The organism is Streptomyces sp. NPDC015220 (assembly GCF_043079345.1).
Taxonomy (GTDB): domain Bacteria; phylum Actinomycetota; class Actinomycetes; order Streptomycetales; family Streptomycetaceae; genus Streptomyces.
Window position 1 is genome coordinate 266,800 of sequence record NZ_JBIBUK010000007.1, and the last position, 22,190, is coordinate 288,989.

Below are 22,190 nucleotides of genomic sequence, written 5' to 3' on the forward strand. Positions count from 1 at the left end.
GCGTCGTCGTGACCGGCCGTGCGTGACCTGGGGCACATCGCCCCTGGTCACGCATGTCTTCCGCACTCCCTCATTCATCAGCACTCCCTCGCGTACAGGAGAATTCAGGCCATGAACAATCCCCAGCAGCTGCGTTACAGCAAGGAGCACGAGTGGCTGTCGCCCGTCGAGGACGGCGTCGCCACGGTCGGCATCACGGAGTTCGCGGCCAACGCGCTCGGTGACGTCGTCTTCGCCCAGCTCCCGGCGGTCGGCGACACGGTGACCGCGGGCGAGACCTGCGGAGAGCTGGAGTCGACCAAGTCGGTGTCCGACCTGTACTCCCCGGTCAGCGGTGAGGTCACCGAGGCCAACCAGGACGTGGTGGACGACCCGTCGCTGGTCAACTCCGCGCCCTTCGAGGGCGGCTGGCTGTTCAAGGTGCGGCTGGCCGAGGAGCCGGCCGACCTGATGACCGCCGACGAGTACTCCGCCCAGAACGCCGGCTGAGGAACGGACGAGCCGATGACTGTCCTGAACACCCCCCTGCACGAGCTCGACCCGGACGTGGCCGCCGCGGTCGACGCCGAGCTGCGCCGCCAGCAGTCCACGCTGGAGATGATCGCCTCGGAGAACTTCGCTCCGGTCGCGGTGATGGAGGCGCAGGGCTCGGTCCTGACCAACAAGTACGCCGAGGGCTACCCGGGCCGCCGCTACTACGGCGGTTGCGAGCACGTCGACGTGGTCGAGCAGATCGCGATCGACCGCGTCAAGGAGCTGTTCGGCGCCGAGCACGCCAACGTGCAGCCGCACTCGGGCGCCCAGGCGAACGCCGCCGCGATGTTCGCCCTGCTCAAGCCCGGTGACACGATCATGGGCCTGAACCTCGCGCACGGCGGGCACCTGACCCACGGCATGAAGATCAACTTCTCCGGCAAGCTCTACGACGTCGTCGCCTACCACGTGGGCGGGGACGGCCTGGTCGACATGGCCGAGGTGGAGAGGCTGGCCAAGGAGTCCAGGCCGAAGCTGATCGTGGCCGGCTGGTCGGCGTACCCGCGGCAGCTGGACTTCGCCGAGTTCCGCCGGATCGCGGACGAGGTCGGCGCGTACCTGATGGTCGACATGGCGCACTTCGCCGGTCTGGTCGCGGCGGGCCTGCACCCGAACCCGGTGCCGCACGCCCACGTGGTCACCACCACCACCCACAAGACGCTGGGCGGCCCGCGCGGCGGTGTGATCCTGTCCACGGCCGAGCTGGCGAAGAAGATCAACTCCGCGGTCTTCCCCGGTCAGCAGGGCGGTCCGCTGGAGCACGTGATCGCCGCCAAGGCGGTGGCCTTCAAGGTCGCGGCGAGCGAGGACTTCGAGGAGCGCCAGCGTCGTACCCTGGAGGGCGCCCGCATCCTGGCCGAGCGCCTGGTGCGCGAGGACGCCAAGGCGGCCGGCGTGGACGTGCTGACCGGCGGCACCGACGTGCACCTGGTCCTGGTGGACCTGCGGAACTCGGAGCTGGACGGTCAGCAGGCCGAGGACCGCCTCCACGAGGTCGGGATCACGGTCAACCGCAACGCGGTCCCGAACGACCCGCGCCCGCCGATGGTCACCTCGGGCCTCAGGATCGGCACCCCGGCCCTGGCGACCCGCGGCTTCACCGCCGAGGACTTCGCCGAGGTCGCGGACGTGATCGTCGAGGCGCTGAAGCCCTCGTACGACGCGCAGGCGCTGAAGGCCCGGGTGACGGCCCTGGCCGACAAGCACCCGCTGTACCCGGGTCTCGACAAGTAAGTCACGATCCCGCCGGTCACCGGCCGGCGGGCCGTCCCCACCGGGGCGCCACGCACACCGGTCACCACCGCGTACGCGGCGCCCCGTCCCGCCACCACCCCCGGCACCACCCCCCGCATTGAGGAGTCCCCGTGGCCATCTCGGTCTTCGACCTGTTCTCGATCGGCATCGGCCCGTCCAGCTCCCACACCGTCGGCCCGATGCGCGCCGCGCGCATGTTCGCCCGCAGGCTGCGCAACGAGGGCCTGCTGGAGCGGACCGTGTCGCTGCGCGCGGAGCTGTACGGCTCCCTCGGCGCGACGGGCCACGGCCACGGCACCCCGAAGGCGGTGCTGCTCGGTCTGGAGGGCGACTCGCCGCGCACGGTGGACGTGGAGACGGCGGACGAGCGGGTGGAGCGGATCAAGACCTCGGGCCGTCTGAGTCTCCTCGGCGAGCACGAGATCGCGTTCTCGTTCGACGACGACATGGTCCTGCACCGCCGCAAGGCCCTGCCCTACCACGCCAACGGCATGTCCCTGTGGGCGTACGACGCCTCCGGGGCCGAGCTGCTGACCAAGACGTACTACTCGGTCGGCGGCGGCTTCGTCGTGGACGAGGAGGCGGTGGGCGCCGACCGCATCAAGCTCGACGACACCGTCCTGAAGTACCCCTTCCGCACCGGTGACGAGCTGCTCCGCCTGACCAGGGAGACCGGCCTGTCGATCTCCTCGCTGATGCTGGAGAACGAGCGGGCCTGGCGCACCGAGGAGGAGATCCGCGAGGGCCTGCTGGAGATCTGGCGGGTGATGCGGTCCTGCGTGGGGCGCGGCATGACCCGTGAGGGCATCCTGCCGGGCGGGCTGAGGGTGCGCCGCCGCGCCGCGGTCACCGCGCGCCAGCTGCGCGCCGAGGGCGACGCCGCGGCCCGCGCGATGGAGTGGATCACGCTCTACGCCATGGCGGTGAACGAGGAGAACGCGGCCGGCGGCCGGGTGGTCACCGCTCCGACCAACGGTGCGGCCGGGATCATCCCCGCCGTCCTGCACTACTACCTCGACTTCATCCCCGGCGCGGACGAGGACGGCGTGGTCCGCTTCCTGCTCGCCGCCGGCGCGATCGGCATGCTGTTCAAGGAGAACGCCTCCATCTCCGGGGCCGAGGTCGGCTGCCAGGGCGAGGTCGGCTCCGCCTGCTCGATGGCGGCCGGCGCGCTGGCCGAGGTGATGGGCGGGACGCCCGAACAGGTCGAGAACGCCGCCGAGATCGGCATGGAGCACAACCTCGGCCTCACCTGCGACCCCGTCGGCGGCCTCGTCCAGATCCCGTGCATCGAGCGCAACGGCATGGCCGCCGTCAAGGCCGTCACCGCCGCCCGCATGGCCCTGCGCGGCGACGGCTCCCACATGGTCTCCCTGGACAAGGTCATCAAGACCATGAAGGACACCGGCGCCGACATGTCGGTCAAGTACAAGGAGACGGCCCGGGGCGGGCTCGCGGTGAACATCATCGAGTGCTAGCGAATCAGGCTCTGACCGGCGCTTTCCTGTCATACGGCGCTGTCGGGGCCTGCTTCGCCGACGCGGCGTGAGGCGGTGGGACCTCCCCGGGAGACCGGACACGTCCCCGCCGGCCGCCACCGCGCCGGCCTCACCGGTCCCGGTCACCAGGTGGACCTCGGACCCGGAGGTCCTACGGGTCCTGCGCGGCTCCGGCATCCGGATCGCCGGGATCCGACGCGGTACGAGAGCGCGGGCGCTGCCGCCCGCGCACTTCCGGAATTCCCGCCGGGCGGCGCGCCGAGGCCTCTCGCAAGCCGAGAAAACTCGCACGTTTGTGTCGGCGGCAGTCCGTTGCGCCCGCAATAAGGCGGCTGCAAGGATCTCGCTCCATGACGAAGCTCGCATTCATCGGGCTCGGCCGGATGGGCGCGATCATGACCGGGCATCCGGCCGCGGCAGAACACGCTGCCGCGGTGTGGAACCGGCCCCCCGAGCGCTCGGCCCCACTGGTCGTGGCGGACGCGCGGACAGTCGACATCGCGGTGGTTTCCGATGCCCGCTGAGGTGAGGAACAACATGACGATTCCACGGATATTCCAGGCCGATTTCCAGGCAGCCGCCGCGCAGTTGCGCGTACCGGAGATGGGGACGGAAGTGGTGGCGCCGCTCCTGGCCAATCTGGTGCGGCTGATCAGGCCGCGCCGGGTGCTCGAGGTCGGCATGGGCTACACGACCCCGTTCCTGGCGGCGGAGCTGGCCGACCTCAGGGAGGGCGCCCGGGCCGAGGCGGCGGCCCTCGCCGAGAAGACCCGCCGCCACCTGGCCGACGCCGAACAGCTCGACAACGACTGGCTGCTCGCCGACCCTCCGCTGGTCACGCCCGCCGCCCATACCGAGCCGTACCAGCCGCGCCTGGCGGTCGTCGACAACCTCCAGGACCCGGACTCCTCCGCCAAACGGGTGACCGAGGTACTCGAGGAGCTGAACCTCGACGACTCGGTCACGGTGGTGAACGCCGACATGAAGGAGCTGGCCGACCATCTGCCCGCCGACTTCCGGCCGATCGACTTCGCCTGGGTGGACGCCTGGGAGTGCCTGTACTTCTTCGACCACCTGATGGACCTGGTCAACCCCGACGGCGGGGTGGTGGTCATGCACTACCTCATGTCCTACCCCGAGGGCGAGGCGGTGCTGCGCTACATCGCCGAGTACCAGCGCAAGCACCCCGGCGAGCTGGAGGTGCTGAACCTCCTGGAGTCGCACAAGCTGATGCAGAACAGCATCACCGTCCTGTCCCGGACGGCCGGCCGCACCAAGCGCCGTTACGCCAAGCTCGGCGGCGCGATCGACTACGGGACCGAGCTGCACACGGCCGCCCTGCGGCAGGCGGGGATCCGGTGACCACGCAGGCCGGCACCCGCGGTTTCCTGTTCGTCCTGGCCAGCCACCGCCCCGGCAGCCGAACCGAGAGGCTGGCGCGGAAGTTCGCCGAGGACCTCCCGCCCGCCGCCGCCCAGCGGTGGCTCCGGCTGGCCGACCACGCGCTGCCGGACTTCGTGGACGGCCGCGGCCGGGAGGAGGGGACCGGCACGGTCACGAGCGAGAACGAGTCGCTGCTGCTGGGGGCGACGCTGGAAGCGAGCGACCTGGTCATCGTGTCGCCGCTCTACTGGTACAGCGTCTCCGCGTCGGCCAAGCTCTACCTCGACTACTGGGGGCGCTGGCTGGACCTGGACGGTGTGGACTTCCGGGCTCGCATGAGCGGCAAACGGCTCTGGTCCGTGTGCACCCTCACCGAAGGCCGGGATCCCGACGACACCAGGCCCATGATCGACATGCTCAGCAAGTCGGCCGCCTATCTCGGCATGGACTGGTGCGGCGCTCTCGTCGGCGACCAGCACATCTACTGAACGGCGCGAAATCAGGACCTCTCCGGAAAAGCGCACCGGCGCCGGAATTCCGGCGATGTGCGGGAGGAGCTTTTGGTGGCATCGGCTCCGACGGGCCGGGAACGACCGGCCGAACCGAATCCCTCCGAGCCACAGGGGCACCGTAGCGCGGGCCGTGCCCCTGTGGCAGCACCGAAGCGAATCCGCCTGTGATCCAGTAATGCCGGGATGTGCGGAGAAGTCGCTCAGTCGGCGAGGTCGAACGGGTCCAGCAGGTTGCCTTTGGCGATGAGGTATCCGAGTTGGGTGCGGCTGGTACTGCCCAGTCGCCGGGAGATTCTCGCGACGTGCGCGGCGACGGTGCGGCGGCTCATCCCGAGACAGCGGCCGATCTTGTCCTCCGTGTCACCGTTCACCAGTCGTCTCATTATGGCGAGTTGCACGTCGTCGGACCACGCGGATGCGCCGATACCCGGATCGGGCGCCCCGGTCAGTAACCGACCGCGCCGCCACAGCGACTCGAAACATTTCGCCAGCGACTCCACCGCGGCGGCGTCCGTCGCTTCGACCGGCACGCTGCCGACCAGACTGAACGCGACCTCCCGGTCGAACACGGCGAATTGCGCGGGAACTTCGTCCACGACGCATATCTGCATACTGCTCGGTGGGGGCGCCTGGCACGAGGAGGCTGCTCTCCGCGGAATGCGATCGCACAGAACGAGGACCCGCGGCGGAGTGCCGGCGGCACTCGCGTTGCCGCACAGCGATTGCCGGATCGTGTCGAACCAGGTCTCCTCGTCGTCGGCCACCGCGATGAACGCTTGACGTGCGGATTGCAGGCGGTGCTTCAGTGCCCCAGAGAGAGGTGCGGCTCCCGGCAAGTCGAGAAGTTGTTCCTTGCACATGACGGTCGCTGATCCTTCGCTTGAAATCACAGTTGCTGTGGTTCGTGGCGTGGGTACGGCGGGCGGTCCGAATTCTCACGGCGCCGGCGCGGCCGGAGACCGGCCCGCGGCCATGGCTCAGCCAGGCGGCGGCGACACGGCCGCCACCTTCGGTCGTGGTGGATCGGTGGTCAGTACGGGCGACCGGGTGTGGGGCCCACATCCGGCGGTCGGGGTGCGGCACGGGTCCGCCACGACACCGTCGCGGACCTCACCGCCGGTCTTCCGGCGGCCGGCGGCGGCCGGTCGACGGAGGCGCACGCGAGCGTTCGGGTCACGCCCCCTCCGGCGCGCCCCTCCGAGGCGGCGCCCCGGGCGGCCGACGGCCACGGGGGGCGTCCGTCGGGCAGCCGGACGCGGTCAGGAGCGGCGGCGCGTGCACGACGGCCGGAGCCACGCGGTGACCCGGGGCGCCGGAACGCCGCCGGACGCGCCACGCGCCGTCGGCTACCGCTCCTCCAGGAGGAGGCATGTCCTCAGCGCGCGGCAAGGGTGACGGTCCGCGGTCCGTCCAGGTCGGAGGCTCTCGCCGGACGTGCCGTGGGCGGGCCGCGATGCCCGCACGGCGCCGGCTGCCGGGAACCGGGCGGTGTCACCCGTCCGAGGCGGACACGTCCTCCGTGTCCGCCGGCCGCGCACCGGCCCGCTGTTCCCGCTCCAGGCGTTGGGCGCGCCTCATCCAGGTCGGGGCGTCGTCGCGGGCGGTCGGTCGGGCGTCCGGTCCGGCCCCCTCGACGAAGAGGTGGTACAGATGCGCCACGTCACACCCCCGGTGAGACGCTCGAGCCGACCCGGCCGCCGCCGAGCGCACCCGCCATTACGGCGCTCCCGCCCCGACAGCCGGCACCTTTCCGCGCGAACAATGCACAGATCCCGTCATCGGGACTGACACCCGTCATTGCGAACACCGCATACCAAGGCGAGCAGTCGATCAACTCAAGTTCCACACGATCCTCCTGGCGGGTTGTCAAGGAGCGGCTAAGGCGAACTCGAAGAGCTGAACTGACGAGCTAGATCACGTTATCGGACAGCGCCGCTTACGGAAAGACCCCACTTCTCGGCCCAGGTTGAACGGGTGATGTCACGAAGATGGACGTGACCACCTTCTTCTCGTCCTTACATCGCGACGAACCGGTCGCCGCACAGTAATGATCCGGCCAATATCGACGAGTTCACACAGGCGAGCGTTTTGCCCGGAGCGAGACGAATGCGGCCCTGTCGAAATACCCATGGGTCCGGCATCCGCCCCGATGCGACACAGCTCGCGGGGACGAATCGAAAGCGGTCCGGGCGCCCGGCGGCCGAGTGATCCGGACCCTCCGCGCGGCCGGCTCTTTGACAGGACCCGCGCTTGCATATATGCACGGAAGGACCCGGCCGGCATCGACGGCCCCGCGCGTGAAGTGCCGGACACCACAGACCAGGACGGGCGCCCACGAGGAACCGGCCGGCCGCCTCGGTCCGCTGCCTATGCTGTACGGGTGCCGACCTCGCCCGTCCTGACAGTCCCGAGCCTCTTCTCGCCGGCCAGTCCGCCGGCCCGGCCCCGGACGCCCTCGGTGTGGGTGGCCGACGCCGGCCGGGAAGGGCACCGGGCCACCCGGCTCGCGCGCACCGTGCTGGACGACGCCGAGCTCGAGCGTGCGGCCGCCTTCCGCGACGAGGAGGCCCGGCTCGCCTACGTGCTCGCTCATGTGGCGCTGCGTCAGCTGGTGGCGGCGGCCGTGGGGCGGGAGCCCCGGGCACTGCGCCTGGAGCGCGATCCCTGCCCGGGGTGCGGCGGGCCGCACGGCCGTCCCTCCGTCACCGGCGGCGCCGTGCACTTCTCCCTCTCCCACAGCGGCCCGATGGTGCTGCTGGCACTGTCGTCCACACCGGTCGGCGCGGACATCGAACGGCTGCCGGGGCCGCGGACCGTCGCCGACGTGACGCGGATGCTGCACCCGCGGGAGGCCGCCGAACTGCGGGCCCTGGACGACACCGACAGTCCGCTGGCGTTCGCCCGGGTCTGGACGCGCAAGGAGGCCTACCTCAAAGGCCTGGGCACCGGCCTGTCCGACGACCTGTCACGCGACTACCTCGGCACCGGGGAGCATCCCGCACCCGCGCCCGAGGGCTGGAGCGTCACCGACGTCGCCGCGCCCGACGGCTTCGCCGCCGCCCTGGCCGTCCGCACCCCGGGCTGATCGCGCGATCGCCCCGGTCGGCGCGGACCGGGTCCGTGCCGGTGCCCGGCACGGACCGGGGCGCGCGCCGACGGCGACCGCGCGGGCTCACCGGGCCGCGAGGCAGACGGCGGCGACCTCCCGCTGGATGGCGGCGCCTACGGCTTCCAACTGGTCGAACAAGTAGAAGTGGCCGCCCGGCCAGGCATGGGTCCTGGTCGCCGCCGTCGTGTGCTCGCTCCAGAAAGCGGTCGTCCGCGGCGGGACCACCGGGTCCTGACGCCCGAAGAACACCGAGACCGGAACGTGCAGGGGCGGGCCGGGGTGCTTGCGGTAGGTGTCCACGATCGCGAGGTCGCCACGCAGCACCCGCATCATCCGGTCCAGGACGTCCGGCATCCCGAAGACCGACTCCGGGGTGCCGCCCGCCTTCCGCATGAAGGCGGTCAGCTGTTCGCGCGACCACAGGTGGCGCCGGCCCCGGTCGGGCGAGTGCCCCGGGGCGGAGGCCCCGGAGAGCCCCACCCAGACCGGCGGCACGCCCGTCCGTGACAGTTCCCGGGCCGTCTCGAAGGCGATCAGCGCCCCCATGCTGTGCCCGAACACCGCGTAGGGGCCGGTGAGAAGGGGCCGCAGCCGGGGGACCAGGAAGTCGACGGCCTCCACGGAGGTGCGGCACGGCCGCTCCCCCCTGGCCATCAGCCGGCCGGGGAGGTCGACGGACAGCACGTTCCACTGAGGGGGAAGCCACCGCGCGAACGGGGCGAAGGCCGTGGCCGAACCCCCGGCGTGGTGCAGGAACACGAGGGTGAACGGAGCATTTCCCGGCCCCGGCCGCCCCGGGGCCGCCCCGGGCGCGGACGCCGGCCATCGCCGCAGGTCCTTCACCCCGGCCCCGAAGGCCCCGCCGTTCACCGGGGACCGCGCGGGCAGGGCACCCGGGCGCCGTGTCCGAGGGGGATGGTGCCCTGGAGGGGCGACACCGTGATCTCCTTCCTGCCGTTCCCGCCGCGGCCGGCGGAACGGGCGTCAGCGTGCCGGAAGCGGTGCGGAGCCGGACGGTACGGCCGTCCGGCGCCGGCGGCACCGCGCCCCGCTCCGGGCGCATCGGTGACCGGCGGGCTCCGCCGCGATCCGTCAGTCCGAGTGCGGCCGGTACTCCAGCGCCGTGACGCCCCAGCTGAACCCGACCCCGCTCGTGCAGAGGAGGATCAGGTCGCCCGGGTCCAGCCGTCCCTCGGCCTTCAGGTCGGCGAGGGCGATGAAGGTGTCCGCGGGGCCCTGGTGCGCGTAGCGGTGGTAGTTGAAGACGCTGCGTTCCCGCGCGATGCCCAGGTCGTCGAGGAGTTCCTCGTGCATCGTCCGGTCGGTCTGGTTGATCAGCAGCCGGGCGACGTCGGCCCGGCTCCGGCCCAGCGAGCCGAGCGTCACGTCGACCAGCTCGGCGAGGTTCTTCAGGTACGCCTGGCGCAGGCCGGAGCGGCGTCCCCGCCGGCGCACCAGGGTCACGAAGTCCTCGCGGTCGGCGGAGTAGTAGTCGACCCAGGAGGCGTCCGTGCGCAGCGCCGTGTGCAGGATCTCGAACTCGCTGCGCCGGCTCCCCACCAGCACCGCGGCCGCCGCGTCGGCGAAGTTGAACAGCGCCTTGGACTCGGGGTCCTCGTGGTCGACCAGTTGGCTGAGCCGGTCCCCCAGCAGGACGAGCACGTACTCGCTGCGGTTCAGCGCCGTCTCGTCGGCGGCCAGCTGCAGGGCCGGCGAGGCGGAGTTGCAGAAGTTGACCACCTCCAGGCAGTGCGCCGCGCGGATGTCCAGGGCGTCCGCCGCCTTGGCCGCGGGCGACCAGAACGCGGGCTCCCACTCGCCCGATCCGGCGTAGATCACCTTGCCGATCGAGGCCGGGGCGACTCCCGTCCGGTCCAGCACCGTGCGGGCCGCCCGGATGGCCAGGTCCCACGGCTGCTCGCCCGGGGCGAGCACGGGCCATTCGGGGGTGACGGTGATCCGCTGGATCTGGTCCGCCGGCAGGCCCGAGGACCGGGACAGGTCCTCCACCCGGGCCGTCCCGCTCGGCAGCACGTACGCGAGATCGACGATGCCGCTCGCCATCACCGGCCCTCCGCCGATCCCGCGGCGATCCGCTTCCTGACCTCGTCCAGCGGGTCCAGCCCGGCCAGCACCGCCTTGGTCGGCAGCCCGAAGTCGATCAGGCAGGCCGCCTCGTCCACGCCGAGCGCGGCGAAGTCCGCGGCGGTCCGCGCCGCCTTGTCCACGGTCCCGAGCAGACCGCCGGTCTCGAAGTAGCGGTCGAACGCGCGGCCGACGATGAACTCGGTGTCGGCCGCGGACAGCTTCTTCGGGTCGACCATCCGCGCGCCGTCGTAGCGCGCGCCCAGCAGCAGCCCGAGCGAGCTGCGCAGGTAGTCCGAGAGCGGTGCGCGCACCAGTTCCTTCACCTCCGCCTCGTCGTCGCCCACGAAGGTGTGCACCATCAGGGCGACGTGCCCGTTCCAGCCGTCGTGTCCGGGCCGTTCGGCCAGCGCCTCCCGGTAGGCGGTGATCTTCCCGGCCAGTTCGTCCGGCTCCTGGCCGAGCAGGTGGGTGAGGACTCCCGCGCCCAGCCGTCCGGCGGCGCGGAACGTCTCGACACTGCCGGCGCTGGTCACCCACACCGGGAGCCGCTGCCGTACCGGGCGCGGATAGACGGCGACGTCCCGCTGTGTTCCGACGCCGTCCGTCAACGACATCGTCTCGCCGCGCCAGAGGGCGCGGACCTGCTCCACGTGCTCGCGGACGAGCGTTCGGCGGTCCTCGTAGTTGCCGGGGGCGAGCACGAAGTCGGCCGCGTTCCAGCCCGAGGCGAACGAGATTCCGGCGCGGCCCCCGGAGATGTTGTCCACCACGGACCACTCCTCGGCGATCCGCAGCGGGTGGTGCAGCGGGGACACCACACTGCCCGCCCTGATCTCGATCCGCTCGGTCACCGCGGCCACCGCGGCGCCGGTCACCGCCGGGTTGGGATAGAGGCCGCCGAACGGATGGAAGTGCCGTTCCGGGGTCCATACCGCCGAGAAACCGTTCCGGTCGGCGAACTTCGCGCCCTCCAACAGCAGTTGGTAGCGGTCCGTCTCGTTCTCGTTGCTGTCGTTGGCGAAGTAGAACAGGCTGAAGTCCACGCTTGGCTCCTAGCTTGTCGTTTCGGGGACCGCCTGCTGCACGGCGATCCGGTCCCTGGTCGCCTCGGCCCAGCGGACGGCGGGCGGCGCGGCCAGTCCGGCCAGGGCCAGCGGAACGGCCAGCAGCACCCAGCCCGCCCAGGCGAAGTGTGTCAGCAGGAAGGTCACCAGGGCCGGGGTCGCGACGGTGCCGAGCTGCACGGACATGGCGAACAGTCCCTGGTACTGTCCCTGCGCGTGCTCGGGGGCGAGCGAGAACGACACCGACCACTGCCCGGCGCCCTGCAGCATCTCGCCGAGCGTGTGCGCCATCACCCCGGCGGCCAGCAGCAGCAGTGCCAGCCAGGCCGGCCTGCCCTGCGCCAGCGCGAACAGCGCGCAGCACGCCGCCAGCGCCAGCCCGGTACGGCGGAACGCCCGTCCGCCGCCCGCCGCCTTCTCGCTGCCCTTGCTCACCCGGACCTGGAGCAGCACCACCATCGCGGTGTTGACGATCAGCGCCAGCGAGTAGGTCCAGGTCGGGCTGGAGGTCCGGGTGGTGATCCAGATGGGCAGCGCGACGGTGAGGATCGAGATGTGCATGACCAGCACCGTGTTGAGCAGCGCCAGCACCACGTACGGGCGGTCGCGCAGCACCGCCGTGCGCGACCCTCCCTTGTGCGCCGTCGCCGGAACCGCCGGCACGGCGAAGTAGGCGGCGCCCGAGATCAGGAAGAGCACTCCGCCGAGGACGAGCACACCGAGGTAGATGGCCTTGGTGTCGAAGTAGAGCGCGACGCCGCCCGCCATGGCTCCGGCGGCGATGCCGATGTTGGCCACCGACCGCATGTAGGAGAACGTGCGGACCCGTTCGTCCGGCGGTATCAGCCCCGCGACCAGCGCACCCCGTGCCGCGTCCGTGGCGCTCTCGGCCATCAGCGCCAGACTGACCGCGACGACCAGCCCGGCGAACCCGGTCACCAGCGCGTACCCGGCGGCGAACACGCCGAGCAGGAACAGGCAGACGATGGTGACCGCGCGCGGCCCGAACCGGTCGGCGAGATGGCCCGCCGGGATGCTGCCGAGCATCCCGATGGCCGCGCCCAGGCTCAGCGCCAGGCCTACCCGGTCGGCGGAGATGTGCACCGTCCGGGTGAAGTACAGGACGCTGACCGCCATCAGGATGCCGTGTCCGGCGGTCTTGGCGAGGTTGCTCAGGCTGAGCAGCCGGATGATGCCGGCCGGGGGGATGGTGTCCCGGAGTAACCCACGGAGGAATGACATGTGTGCTCTGCTTCCTGATCGAGCTGTTGCCTCTCAGTGCGACGTCGGAACGGCACGCTCGCGCTCGGCCACCAGTTCCCGCACTCTGCCGCGGTCGATCTTCCCATTGGCGTTGAGCGGGAGGGAGTCCACGTGATGCATCCGCCGCGGGACCGAGTGGACGGGCACGCGCTTGCGCAACCAGCGCAGCAGCTCGGCCCGTTCGAGCGGGGAACCGGTGTAGCAGCCGAAGAGACGCGTCTCGTCGCCCTCGCGGACCGCGACCACGACGGCCTGCCCGATCTCCGGGTGCTTGCGCAGCGCGGCCTCGATCTCGCCCAGCTCGATCCGGTAGCCGCGCACCTTGACCTGGTTGTCGGTCCGGCCGAGGTGGACCAGGGTGCCGTGCTCGTACCGGACGCGGTCACCGGTGCGGTAGTAGTGGTCGGCCGTCAGGTCCCCGACCGCCGGGAGCGAGCGGCCCCCGCCGAAGCCGATGAAGCGGTTCTCGTTGTCGGACGGGTCGAGGTAGCCGTCGAACCGCTGCGGGCCCCGGACGAAGAGCTCCCCTTCCTTGGCGGGCTTGCCCTCCTCGTCGAGCACCAGGAATTCGAGGAAGCCGTAGACGTCGCCGATGGGGATGGTCCCGTTGGAGGTGGCCGGCCAGGCGGCGGGGTCGTCGGGCAGCGAGTACTCGGTGCACTGGATGGTGAGTTCGGTCGGCCCGTACACGTTGGTGACCTTGGCCCGCGGGGCCACCGCGTGCCAGGCCCTGGCCTGCTCGGCGGTGAGCTGCTCGCCGATGAACACGCTGTGCCGCAGCGAACTCGCGCCGCCGGCCGGGAGGTTGCCCAGCTCGGCGGCGACCGACACCACCGACGGCACCGAGAACCAGTGCGTGATGCGGTTGCGTTCGAGGTAGTCGACCGGTGTGAGCATGTCCTGTCCGCCGGGCACCACCAGCGTCGCGCCCCCGGACCAGGTGACGAACAGGTCGTACACCGACGGGTCGAAGGTCAGGTCGAAGGTGTGCGACATGCGGCAGCCGGGGCCGACCTCGAACCGGGTGACGTTGTGCGCCAGGAAGGGCGTCACGTTGCGGTGCCGGATCGGCACGCCCTTGGGGCGGCCGGTCGAGCCGGAGGTGAACAGGATGTAGGCGACGTCGTCCGGCGATGCGGTGAGCGGCGGCAGTCCGGCCCCGCCCCGCAGCCCCGCGACCTCCTCGTCGGTGAACCGCAGGATGGGTCCGGTGTCCTCGTCGGTGAGCTGCGCCGCTCCGGCGGCGTCGGCGATCAGCACGTCCGGCCGCGCCAGGGACCGGCTTCGCCGGTTGCGCTCGGCGGGGTAGCCGGGGTTGAGCGGGACGACCGTCGCGCCCAGCCGCAGCGCGGCCAGGTAGCCGGCGAAGGCGGTGATGCCGCGCGCGGCCAGCAGCGCGACCCGGCGCGGCGGCTCGCCGGTGGTCCGCAGGATGCGCTCGGCCACCGCGTCCGCGCACTCGCGCAGTTCGCGGTAGGTCAGCGTGGTCCCGCCCGCCTCCACGGCGCTGTGACCGGGGTACCGCGCGGCGGAGGCCGCGAACCACTCGTACATCGTTCCGTGCTCCGTCATCGTGCCTCCTGCAGATCCGGAACGATCAGACGCATGGTCGTGGGCGGTTCGAAGACCTCGGGCTCGACGTGGAGCACCTGGATCTCCGGGGTCCCCGGGTCGACGGACAGCTCGGCCAGGCAGTCGCACCGCTGGTCGGTCAGGCCGGCGAAGCGGTAGGCGACCTCCATCATCCGGTTGCGGTCGGTGCGCCGGAAGTCGCCGGCCAGGTGGGCGCCCGCGAGCGCGGCCTGGCTCATGAGCCAGCGCAGCAGCACCGAGCCGGCGCCGAAGGAGACGACCCGGCACGAGGTGGCCAGCAGCTTCAGACGCCACACCGAGGGGTGCCGTTCGAGCAGGATGATGCCGACCGAACCGTGCGACCCGAACCGGTCCCTCATGCTCGCCACGAGCACGTCGTGGTCGGGGTCGGTGAGCAGGCCGCGCAGCGTCTCGTCCGAGTAGTGCACGCCGGTGGCGTTCATCTGGCTGGTGCGCAGGGTCAGTTCCTCCACCCGGGCCAGGTCGGTCTCGCTCGCGCGGCGCACCACCAGCTCCAGGTCGAGGGTGCGCAGGAAGTCCTCGTCGGGTCCCTCGAACCCCTCCCGCGCCGCCTCGCGTTCGAAGCCCGAGCGGTAGATCAGCCGCCGCTGCCTCGACTCGTCGGTGACGGTCGCCGGGTTGAACTCCGGCAGCGCCGGCAGGTCCAGGACCTGGGCCGCGTCGTAGCAGCGCACCTCGGGCAGGTGGTGGGCGACCTCGGCGCGCTCCACCGGCAGGTCGTCGACGAACGCCATCACCGAGTCGGCGAAGTTGAGCTTGTCGGCGATCCGGCGCACCGACTGCGACTTGGGGTGCCAGCCGATCTCCGGGAGGATGAAGTACTCGGCGACCCCCAGCTCCTCCAGCCACTTCCAGGCCAGGTCGTGGTCGTTCTTGCTGGCGACCGACTGGAGGATGCCGCGCCTGTCCAGCTCGGCCACCACCTCGCGGACGCGCGGGTCGAGCGTGACCCGGCCGTCCTCCAGGACGGTCCCCTGCCACAGCGTGTTGTCGAGATCCCATACGAGGCATTTGACGGTCTTCATCACACCTCCCACAGGGTCACCGCCCACGCGGCGACCGGACTGTTGTTGAGCACCAGCACGTGGTCGCCCTCGGCGAGCTCGCCGGTGGCCAGCAGCTGGTCGAGATTGAGCACCACGTCCATCGCGCCGAGGTGGCCCAGCCCGGACAGCTGGTCGCGGCAGACCTGGTGGATCGGCAGGCCGAGCAGCGTCTCGTAGAAGGTGAAGGCCCCGGCGGTGACGTTCTGCATCAGCGTGACCGCCACGTCGGCGCGGGTGATGCCCGCGTCGGCCAGCGTCTCGTCCACCAGCCGCGCGATCCGCTGCCTGCTGTGCATGGCCAGCTCGAACCGGTAACGGTCGGGCGAGGCGCACTCCTCGCGCCACTCGTACCAGGGCACCTGCTTGTAGTCGACGCCGAACAGGTCGTGGAACGAGCCGTCGGTCTCCATCCGGTGCGCGCGCAGCACCGGACGGCCGCCGCGGACCAGTGTGGTGGCGTACGCGCCGTCGCCGATGATCGTGACCGGGAACCGGACCCGGTCGACGCCGGTGGGGCGGCTGGCGTGCGCGATGGTCACGCTGCGCCGGGAGGGGTCGGCCAGCAGCAGGTCGCGGCCGAGCGCCCAGGCGGCGCTGGACCCCACACAGCCGACCCCGTCCACGGTGAACGCGAACGCCGAGGCGAGGCCGGCGTCCTTCTGCACCCGGCAGGCGTCCGAGCCGAGCAGCACGTCGGGCGCGCGCGGACCGACGAGCAGCAGGACGTCGGCGTCCGGGCCGCCCTCGCCCGCCACCTCCTCGTGCAGTTCGCGGGTGACCTGCGCGGCCAGCTCGCCCGAGGTCCGGTCCTCGAACACACCGACCGTCTCGATGCCGCTCGTGGCGACGAACTCGGCCTCCTCGTGGCCGAGCTGGCCGAACTCGGGCAGCTCCTTGACCGGCACCCGCACGTCCGGCAGCAGGACACGGGTGCGGCCCAGGCCGATGGTCGTGTCCGCGCTCACGCCCACACCGCCACCGCGTGGCGCGCCAGCAGCAGCCGGCATATCTCACTGCTCCCCTCGATGATCTCCATGAGCTTGGCGTCCCGGTACACCCGGGCCACCGGGCTTCCGTCGCGGCTGCCCGCCGAGCCGAGCACCTGCACCGCCGTGGCCCCGCCCCGGGCCGCGCCCTCGGCGGCCACCTGCTTGGCGACGACCGCGGCGGTCGGCAGCTCGGAGCTGCCCTCGTCCCAGCACCGGCTGGCGTGCTCGCAGCACCGTGTGGCGGTGTTCTCGGCCGTCAGCAGATCGGCCAGGTGCCCGGCGACGAGCTGGTGCTCGGCCAGGGGGCTGCCGAACTGCTCGCGGCGCGAGGCGTGCCCGGCGGTCTCGGTCAGGCAGCAGCGCAGCATGCCCACACAGCCCCAGGCCACCGAGAGCCGCCCGTAGGTCAGGACCGAGGTGACCAGCCAGTCCAGCGGCAGGCCCGCACCGCCGAGCAGGTGCCGACGGGGCAGCCGCACCGCGTCCAGCGTCACGTCGGAGTGCCCGGCGGCGCGGCAGCCGAGCGGATCGGGGACCCGGGCGACGGTGACGCCGGGGGCGTCGGTGGGCACCACCAACGCCGCCGCGCCGTCGCCGTACCGGCCGAAGACCACCAGCCGGTCGGCGTAGCCGGCCCCGGTGACCCACACCTTCGAACCGGTGACGAGGACGTCGTCGCCGTCCTCCTCGATCCGGGTCCGCATGGCCGACAGGTCGCTGCCGGCGCCCACCTCGCTGAAGGCGACCCCGGCGACCGAGCCCGACGTCAGCGCCGACAGGTGTTCCACCTTCTGGTCGGTGTCGCCGAAGCGCTGCACCGCCCAGGCGGCCATGCCCTGCGAGGTCATCAGACTGCGCAGGGACGAGCAGCGGCTGCCGACGGACGCGGTGAACTCGCCGTTCTCCAGGCTGCTCCACCCGGCCCCGCCGTACTCCGTGGGCACCTGGGCGCACAGCAGGCCCTTGACGCCCAGCTCGCGCACCAGGTCGCGGGGCAGCTCGCCGCTCAGGTCCCAGGCGCCGGCCCGGTCGCCGATCAGCTCGCCCACCCACTCGGACGCGTCAGTCACCGGTGATCCTCAGGACGAGCGCGGTCATGGCGTCCAGCGTGCGGAAGGAGTCCAGCTTCAGCTCCTGCGGCGGCACGGTGAGTCCGAAGGCGCCCTCGATGTGCGTCAGCAGCTCCATCGCGAACAGCGAGGAGACCAGTCCGGTGGCGAACAGGTCGAGGTCGTGGGTGACCTGCTGCTTGGTGCGCGCCGCCAGGAACTCGGTGAGGTTCGCGCGGATCGCCTCGTCGGTCAGCGGTGTGGCCGTGGTGTCCATGATCACCTTCCAGTGGTGGTGTAGTCGTAGAAGCCGCGGCCGGTCTTGCGGCCGAAGTCGCCCGCCTCGACCTTGGCGAGCAGCAGTTCGCTCGGCTGGTATCCGGCGTCGCCGGTCCGCTCGTGCAGCACCCGCAGCGTGTCCACGACGTTGTCCAGGCCGATCAGGTCGGCGGTCGCCAGCGGGCCGGTGGTGTGGCCGAGGCAGCCCTGGAAGGCGGCGTCCACCGCCTCCGGCGTGGCGATGCCCTCGGCGACGATGCGGGACGCCTCGTTGATCGAGCGCTGCAGGATCCGGTTGATGACGAAGCCGGGGCCGTCGCCGACCACCACCTGGGTGATGCCCAGCTCGTCCAGGAGCGCGCCCGCGCCCGCCATGGTGTCCTGGGCGGTGCGCGGCCCCCTGATGACCTCGGCGGTGCTGATGAGGTACGGCGGGTTCATGAAGTGCACGCCCAGCAGCAGCGCCGGCTGGGCCACCGCGTCGGCCTGCTCGTCGATCGGGATCGCCGAGGTGTTGGAGATGAGCACGGCGTCCGGCGCGGCCTGGTGGGCCTCGGCGAGCACCTTCGCCTTGGTCTCGGCGTGCTCGGTCACCGCCTCCACGACCGCCGTGCAGCCGGCGACGTCGGCGATGGAGGTGGTGGCCGTCAGGGTGCCGGGCTCGACGTCGCGGGGCAGCGAGCCCATCATCTGGGCGAGCCGCCGCTGGGTCGGCACCGCCTGCTCGGCCTTGGCCAGCGCCTCGGCCGACACGTCGACGAGCACGACCGGGATGCCCCGGCCGGTCGCGAGCGTGGCGATCCCGGTGCCCATGCTTCCGGCGCCGAGCACGGCGAGTCGGTGCTGGGTCGTGGTGGTCATCGCTCCTCCGTCTTCTCAACCAGGTCGGGCAGCAGTTCGGCGATCTCGGGCAACCGCCCGGTGAGGTAGCGCAGCCCCGCCAGGAGCTGCTCACCCGTGACGGCGGGGTCGATCCGGTTGCGGCGCAGCCAGGTCCGCCAGTTGCGGGCCTGGACGCCGTCCTCGTCCAGGTGGAAGGCGTCCTCCTGCTCCCACAGCGCGGTGGTGGACATGACCTGGTTGCCGCGCTTGATCGCCTCGTCACCGACCAGCTTCTGCCACTCGGGCAGCGGCATCGGGCGGGTGGGCCGGCCCACCTCGCCGAGCAGCTCGAACATCCCGGGCAGGCTGATCGACTTCTCGTGCACCAGGTGGAAGGCCCGCCCGGCCGAGGCCGGCGACAGCGCGTGCTCGACCAGGCCGCGCGACAGCACGTTCACCGGCGAGACCGGGATCGCCTGGTCGTCCAGCGGGTGCGCGCCCACCGCCAGGCCGGCCGCGAGCACGAACCAGATGAGGTCGCGGTCGTTGCAGGCGCCGCTCTCGGAGGAGGCCATGATCATGCCCGGCCGGAAGACCCGGCACCGCATGCCGTCCTCGTCGGCGCGCTCCAGCAGCCGCTCGCCCACCCACTTGCTGACGCCGTAGCCGCCGAGCATCGGGTTGAGCGGCTGCTCGCGGGTCTCCAGCAGCGTGGTGGAGTTCTCGTCCGGCGGTGCGGCCGCGGCGAGCGTCGAGACGTAGCTGAAGTCGCGTATGCCCTTGGAGCGGGCCCACTTGAGCAGGTCCACCAGGGGCAGCACGTTGCTGTCGCGCAGCACCCGGTAGGGCTCGGTGAAGACGACCTGGGCGGCGCAGTGGATGATGTGCCCGATCCGCCTGGCCAGTTCGCCGTCCCGGTAGAGGCGGCAGGCCAGCCCGATGTCCTTCAGATCGGCCGGCACCACGTGCACGCGCTCGGGATCGGGTTCCGGCAGGCCGAACTTCACGGCGTTCGCGCGCAGCCGCTCCAGCCCGGTCGCCTCGTCCTCCGCCCGCACCACGCAGTAGACCCGTGCGTCGGAGTGGCGCACCAGGTCGGCCAGCAGGAACGCGCCGAGGTAGCCGGTCGCACCGGTCAGCAGCACGTCGGTGCCGGGCGCCTCCTCGGCGGCCAGTTCGCCGAGCGGGAGCTGGAGGTCCTGGTCGATCAGGGCTCCGTCGCCGTCGGCGGCGTCCACGCCGTCCGCCTGGATGCCGGAGCCCTCCATCAGGCCGCGGACGATGGTGGTGAGCTTGCGGATCGTCGCCCTGCTGCCGCCGGCCCGGTGGAGGTTGACCAGCACGCCGTAGCGCTGCTGGACCTCCAGCGCCATCTGGACCGACATCAGCGAGGTGCCGCCCAGTGCGCCGAACTCGTCGTCGAGGCCGACGTTCTCCGCCCCGAAGAGTTCCTGCCAGATCTCGGTGAGCTCGCTCTCCAGCGGGTCGCCCGAGCCGGCCCCCGGCGTCGCCTCCACGGGGGCGGCGGGGGTGTCCGGGCGCAGGACGTCGATGCGGTCGAGCAGCCAGTGGCGCTTGCGCGTGAACGGGTAGGTGGGCAGTTCCACGCGCCGCCCGGCGCCGCCGGAGAATGCCTCCCAGTCGACCTCGACGCCGTTCAGCCAGGCGGCGGTCAGCGCCTCCTCCACCGCGTCGTCGCCGGCGCCGGTCAGGGTGATCTCGTACGCCCCGGCGGCGGCGCCGGAGCGTCCGGGCAGGGCCGCCAGCAGCGACTCGGGCGCGTCGGCGGGCACCACGACGGCACGGCCCGACTCGGCCCGCTGGGTGCGGACGGCGGGCGGCCGGGGAAGACGCAGGGCGGCGGCGAGCTTGTCCGGGGCGGCGGTGACGACCCGCCGCTCGGTGAAGTCGGCGCGCCCGACGCGCAGTGTGTGCGCCACGTCGGCCGCGGGCAGGTCGCGGGTCTCCAACGCGTCGGCCAGGCGGCGGCACTGCTCGTCCAGCTCGGAACGGGTCCGCGCCGAGACGGTCAGCCGGACGGTCGGCCGCCCGGGGGCCGCGGCCCGGGTCGGGGCGGGGGGCGCGCCCAGGACCACCGCGGCGTTCGTCCCGCCGACGCCCATGGAGTTGACCAGCACGTGCCGGTCGGCTCCGGTGCTCGGCATGGCCTGCGTCGTCACGTAGAACGGGCTGTCGGCCATCACGTCGGGCGTGCGCGGCTTGTCGAACATGGGGTGCGGCGGCAGCACGCCCGTCCGCGCGATGTTGACCGCCTTGATGAACCCGGCGATCCCGGCCGCCGGGCCGCTGTGCCCGATGTTGGTCATGGTCGAGCCGAGCGCGCAGTACCCGCTCTCCCGGGTGAACGACCGGAACGCGCGGCGCAGCGCGATCAGCTCGATCTCGTCGCCCACCGCCGTACCCGTGCCGTGCCCCTCGACGTAGACGAACGACTCGGCCGGGACGTCGGACACCCGCAGCGCGGAGCCGATGACGTCCGACACCCCGACGGGGCTCGGCGCGACGTACCCGAGCCGGTCGCCGCCGTCGTTGCCCACCGCGCTGCCGCGCACGACGGCCAGGACGGGGTCTCCGTCGGCCAGGGCGTCCGACAGCCGCCGCAGCGCCACCACGCCGATGCCGGAGCTGTAGACGGTTCCGGTGGAGGAGGCGTCGTAGGAGCGGCAGTACCCGTCCTCCGACAGCACCCCGCCCGGCGCGTGCAGGTAGCCGAGGAACGGCTCGATGACGGTCGCTCCGCCGGCCAGCGCGATGTCGACCTCGCCCGACAGCAGGCTGAGCGTCGCGTAGTGCAGCGCGTACAGCGAGGCCGAGCAGCCGGTCTGGATGCTGACGGCGGGCCCGCGCAGGCCGAGCTTGTAGGCGGTGCGGGAGGTCAGGAAGTCCGGCTGGCCGCCCACGGTCAGGTCGAGGTCGTCGATGGCCGCGCGCAGCCCGCGCCGGCGCGCCTTGTCGGTGAACACGGCCGCCGAGTAGTGCCCGGCGTAGCTGGCCGCGAACACGCCGGTCCGCGGTCCGCCGTCCCGGGGCGGATGCCCGGCGGCCTCCAGCGCCTCCCAGGCGGCCTCCATGAAGATCCGCTGCTGCGGATCGATGGTCTCGGCCTCCTTGGGCGTGTAGTTGAAGAAGTCGGCGGCCCAGTCGGTGACGCCCGGCAGCGTGGTGCCCATCCGCACGAAACCCGGGGCGTCGAGGATCTGGGCGGGCAGGGCGGCGTCGGCGAGCTGTTCCTCGGTCAGTTCGCGCATGGCGACCGAGCCCTGCTCGATGTTGCGCCAGAACTGCTGGGGCGTGGCGGCGTCGGGGTAGCGCAGCCCGACGCCGACGACCGCTATGTCGGTGGGGCGGGTCATCGGCCCGCACCCCGCAGCCCGAGCAGGTCGCCCCGCCCCGGGCCCTGGGGGCCCGCCTCCGCGACGACGGGCTCCGGCGTCTCGCCGGCCAGCAGCGCGGCCTGCGCGCGCACCGTGGAGTGCTCGAAGAGATCCGAGACGCGCAGGTCGCGGTCGGTCTGCTCGGACAGTTCCTCCCAGAGCATGATCAGCAGCAGCGAGGAGCCGCCCGCCTCCAGGAAGTTGGTGTCCAGCGGGACGGCCGCCGGGTCTTCGGTGCCGAGGACCAGGGCCCAGGCGTCGCGCACGCGGTCGAGGAGTCGATCGTCCAC

At 72.1% G+C, this 22,190-nt stretch carries 21 protein-coding genes; 7 read left to right on the forward strand and 14 right to left on the reverse strand.

Annotation, left to right across the window (positions count from 1 at the left end; all coding sequences use genetic code 11):
• The first annotated feature begins 111 nt into the window (after positions 1-111).
• The 6 genes from gcvH to ACF061_RS17995 all read left to right on the forward strand — a co-directional run bounded on the left by gcvH (position 112) and on the right by ACF061_RS17995 (position 5,158).
• A complete protein-coding gene (gene gcvH, locus ACF061_RS17970; protein ID WP_392267830.1) occupies positions 112-489 on the forward strand; it encodes a glycine cleavage system protein GcvH in 378 nt (125 codons plus the stop codon).
• A gap of 15 nt (positions 490-504) precedes the next feature.
• Positions 505-1,767 carry a serine hydroxymethyltransferase gene (glyA, locus tag ACF061_RS17975; RefSeq protein WP_392267831.1) on the forward strand — a complete coding sequence of 421 codons (1,263 nt, stop codon included), beginning with the start codon at positions 505-507 and terminating at the stop codon, positions 1,765-1,767.
• Positions 1,768-1,898: 131 nt separating this feature from the next.
• A complete protein-coding gene (locus tag ACF061_RS17980; RefSeq protein ID WP_392267832.1) occupies positions 1,899-3,266 on the forward strand; it encodes an L-serine ammonia-lyase in 1,368 nt (455 codons plus the stop codon).
• Between the two features lie 371 nt (positions 3,267-3,637).
• Positions 3,638-3,811: an NAD(P)-binding domain-containing protein gene (locus ACF061_RS17985; RefSeq protein ID WP_392267833.1), complete on the forward strand. Its 174-nt coding sequence runs from the start codon at positions 3,638-3,640 to the stop codon at positions 3,809-3,811.
• 13 nt (positions 3,812-3,824) lie between these two features.
• Positions 3,825-4,649: a hypothetical protein gene (locus ACF061_RS17990; protein WP_392267834.1), complete on the forward strand. Its 825-nt coding sequence runs from the start codon at positions 3,825-3,827 to the stop codon at positions 4,647-4,649.
• Positions 4,646-5,158 (forward strand): flavodoxin family protein, encoded by a 513-nt coding sequence (locus ACF061_RS17995; protein ID WP_392267835.1) that lies wholly within the window; start codon positions 4,646-4,648, stop codon positions 5,156-5,158. The genes ACF061_RS17990 and ACF061_RS17995 overlap by 4 nt, the downstream gene beginning before the upstream one ends.
• 224 nt (positions 5,159-5,382) lie before the next feature.
• Here ACF061_RS17995 and ACF061_RS18000 read toward each other — a convergent pair whose 3' ends face one another.
• Positions 5,383-6,042 (reverse strand): LuxR C-terminal-related transcriptional regulator, encoded by a 660-nt coding sequence (locus ACF061_RS18000; RefSeq protein ID WP_392267836.1) that lies wholly within the window; start codon positions 6,040-6,042, stop codon positions 5,383-5,385.
• Between the two features lie 631 nt (positions 6,043-6,673).
• Entirely contained in the window at positions 6,674-6,841 is a 168-nt protein-coding gene (locus tag ACF061_RS18005) for a hypothetical protein (RefSeq protein WP_392267837.1), read from the reverse strand.
• A 721-nt stretch (positions 6,842-7,562) separates the two neighbouring features.
• Between ACF061_RS18005 and ACF061_RS18010 the strand changes: the two genes are divergently transcribed.
• Positions 7,563-8,267, forward strand: a complete 705-nt coding sequence (locus ACF061_RS18010) for a 4'-phosphopantetheinyl transferase family protein (protein ID WP_392267838.1) — start codon at positions 7,563-7,565, stop codon at positions 8,265-8,267.
• Positions 8,268-8,354: 87 nt separating this feature from the next.
• Here the strand turns inward: ACF061_RS18010 and ACF061_RS18015 are convergent, their stop codons facing one another.
• The 12 genes from ACF061_RS18015 to ACF061_RS18070 form a co-directional block, all read right to left on the reverse strand.
• Positions 8,355-9,050, reverse strand: a complete 696-nt coding sequence (locus ACF061_RS18015) for a thioesterase II family protein (protein WP_392267839.1) — start codon at positions 9,048-9,050, stop codon at positions 8,355-8,357.
• Positions 9,051-9,383: 333 nt separating this feature from the next.
• Entirely contained in the window at positions 9,384-10,355 is a 972-nt protein-coding gene (locus ACF061_RS18020) for a 3-oxoacyl-ACP synthase III family protein (RefSeq protein WP_392267840.1), read from the reverse strand.
• Complete coding sequence (locus ACF061_RS18025; protein ID WP_392267841.1) at positions 10,355-11,422, reverse strand: MupA/Atu3671 family FMN-dependent luciferase-like monooxygenase; 1,068 nt, start codon at positions 11,420-11,422, stop codon at positions 10,355-10,357. Before ACF061_RS18025 ends, ACF061_RS18020 begins: the two co-directional genes overlap by 1 nt.
• A gap of 9 nt (positions 11,423-11,431) precedes the next feature.
• Positions 11,432-12,685: an MFS transporter gene (locus tag ACF061_RS18030; protein ID WP_392267842.1), complete on the reverse strand. Its 1,254-nt coding sequence runs from the start codon at positions 12,683-12,685 to the stop codon at positions 11,432-11,434.
• A gap of 33 nt (positions 12,686-12,718) precedes the next feature.
• Positions 12,719-14,278 (reverse strand): amino acid adenylation domain-containing protein, encoded by a 1,560-nt coding sequence (locus ACF061_RS18035; protein WP_392267843.1) that lies wholly within the window; start codon positions 14,276-14,278, stop codon positions 12,719-12,721.
• Complete coding sequence (locus tag ACF061_RS18040; protein ID WP_392267844.1) at positions 14,275-15,345, reverse strand: HAD-IIIC family phosphatase; 1,071 nt, start codon at positions 15,343-15,345, stop codon at positions 14,275-14,277. The genes ACF061_RS18035 and ACF061_RS18040 overlap by 4 nt, the downstream gene beginning before the upstream one ends.
• Positions 15,345-16,331 carry a 3-oxoacyl-[acyl-carrier-protein] synthase III C-terminal domain-containing protein gene (locus ACF061_RS18045; protein ID WP_392267845.1) on the reverse strand — a complete coding sequence of 329 codons (987 nt, stop codon included), beginning with the start codon at positions 16,329-16,331 and terminating at the stop codon, positions 15,345-15,347. Before ACF061_RS18045 ends, ACF061_RS18040 begins: the two co-directional genes overlap by 1 nt.
• Positions 16,328-17,425, reverse strand: a complete 1,098-nt coding sequence (locus ACF061_RS18050) for an acyl-CoA dehydrogenase family protein (RefSeq protein WP_392267846.1) — start codon at positions 17,423-17,425, stop codon at positions 16,328-16,330. The genes ACF061_RS18045 and ACF061_RS18050 overlap by 4 nt, the downstream gene beginning before the upstream one ends.
• The gene (locus ACF061_RS18055) at positions 17,418-17,681 is read right to left on the reverse strand and encodes an acyl carrier protein (protein WP_392267847.1); all 264 of its coding nucleotides are present in this window, start codon (positions 17,679-17,681) and stop codon (positions 17,418-17,420) included. The genes ACF061_RS18050 and ACF061_RS18055 overlap by 8 nt, the downstream gene beginning before the upstream one ends.
• 2 nt (positions 17,682-17,683) lie before the next feature.
• Entirely contained in the window at positions 17,684-18,544 is an 861-nt protein-coding gene (locus ACF061_RS18060; RefSeq protein WP_392267848.1) for a 3-hydroxyacyl-CoA dehydrogenase family protein, read from the reverse strand.
• Positions 18,541-21,879 (reverse strand): thioester reductase domain-containing protein, encoded by a 3,339-nt coding sequence (locus tag ACF061_RS18065; protein ID WP_392267849.1) that lies wholly within the window; start codon positions 21,877-21,879, stop codon positions 18,541-18,543. The genes ACF061_RS18060 and ACF061_RS18065 overlap by 4 nt, the downstream gene beginning before the upstream one ends.
• Entirely contained in the window at positions 21,876-22,190 is a 315-nt protein-coding gene (locus tag ACF061_RS18070) for an acyl carrier protein (RefSeq protein ID WP_392267850.1), read from the reverse strand. The genes ACF061_RS18065 and ACF061_RS18070 overlap by 4 nt, the downstream gene beginning before the upstream one ends.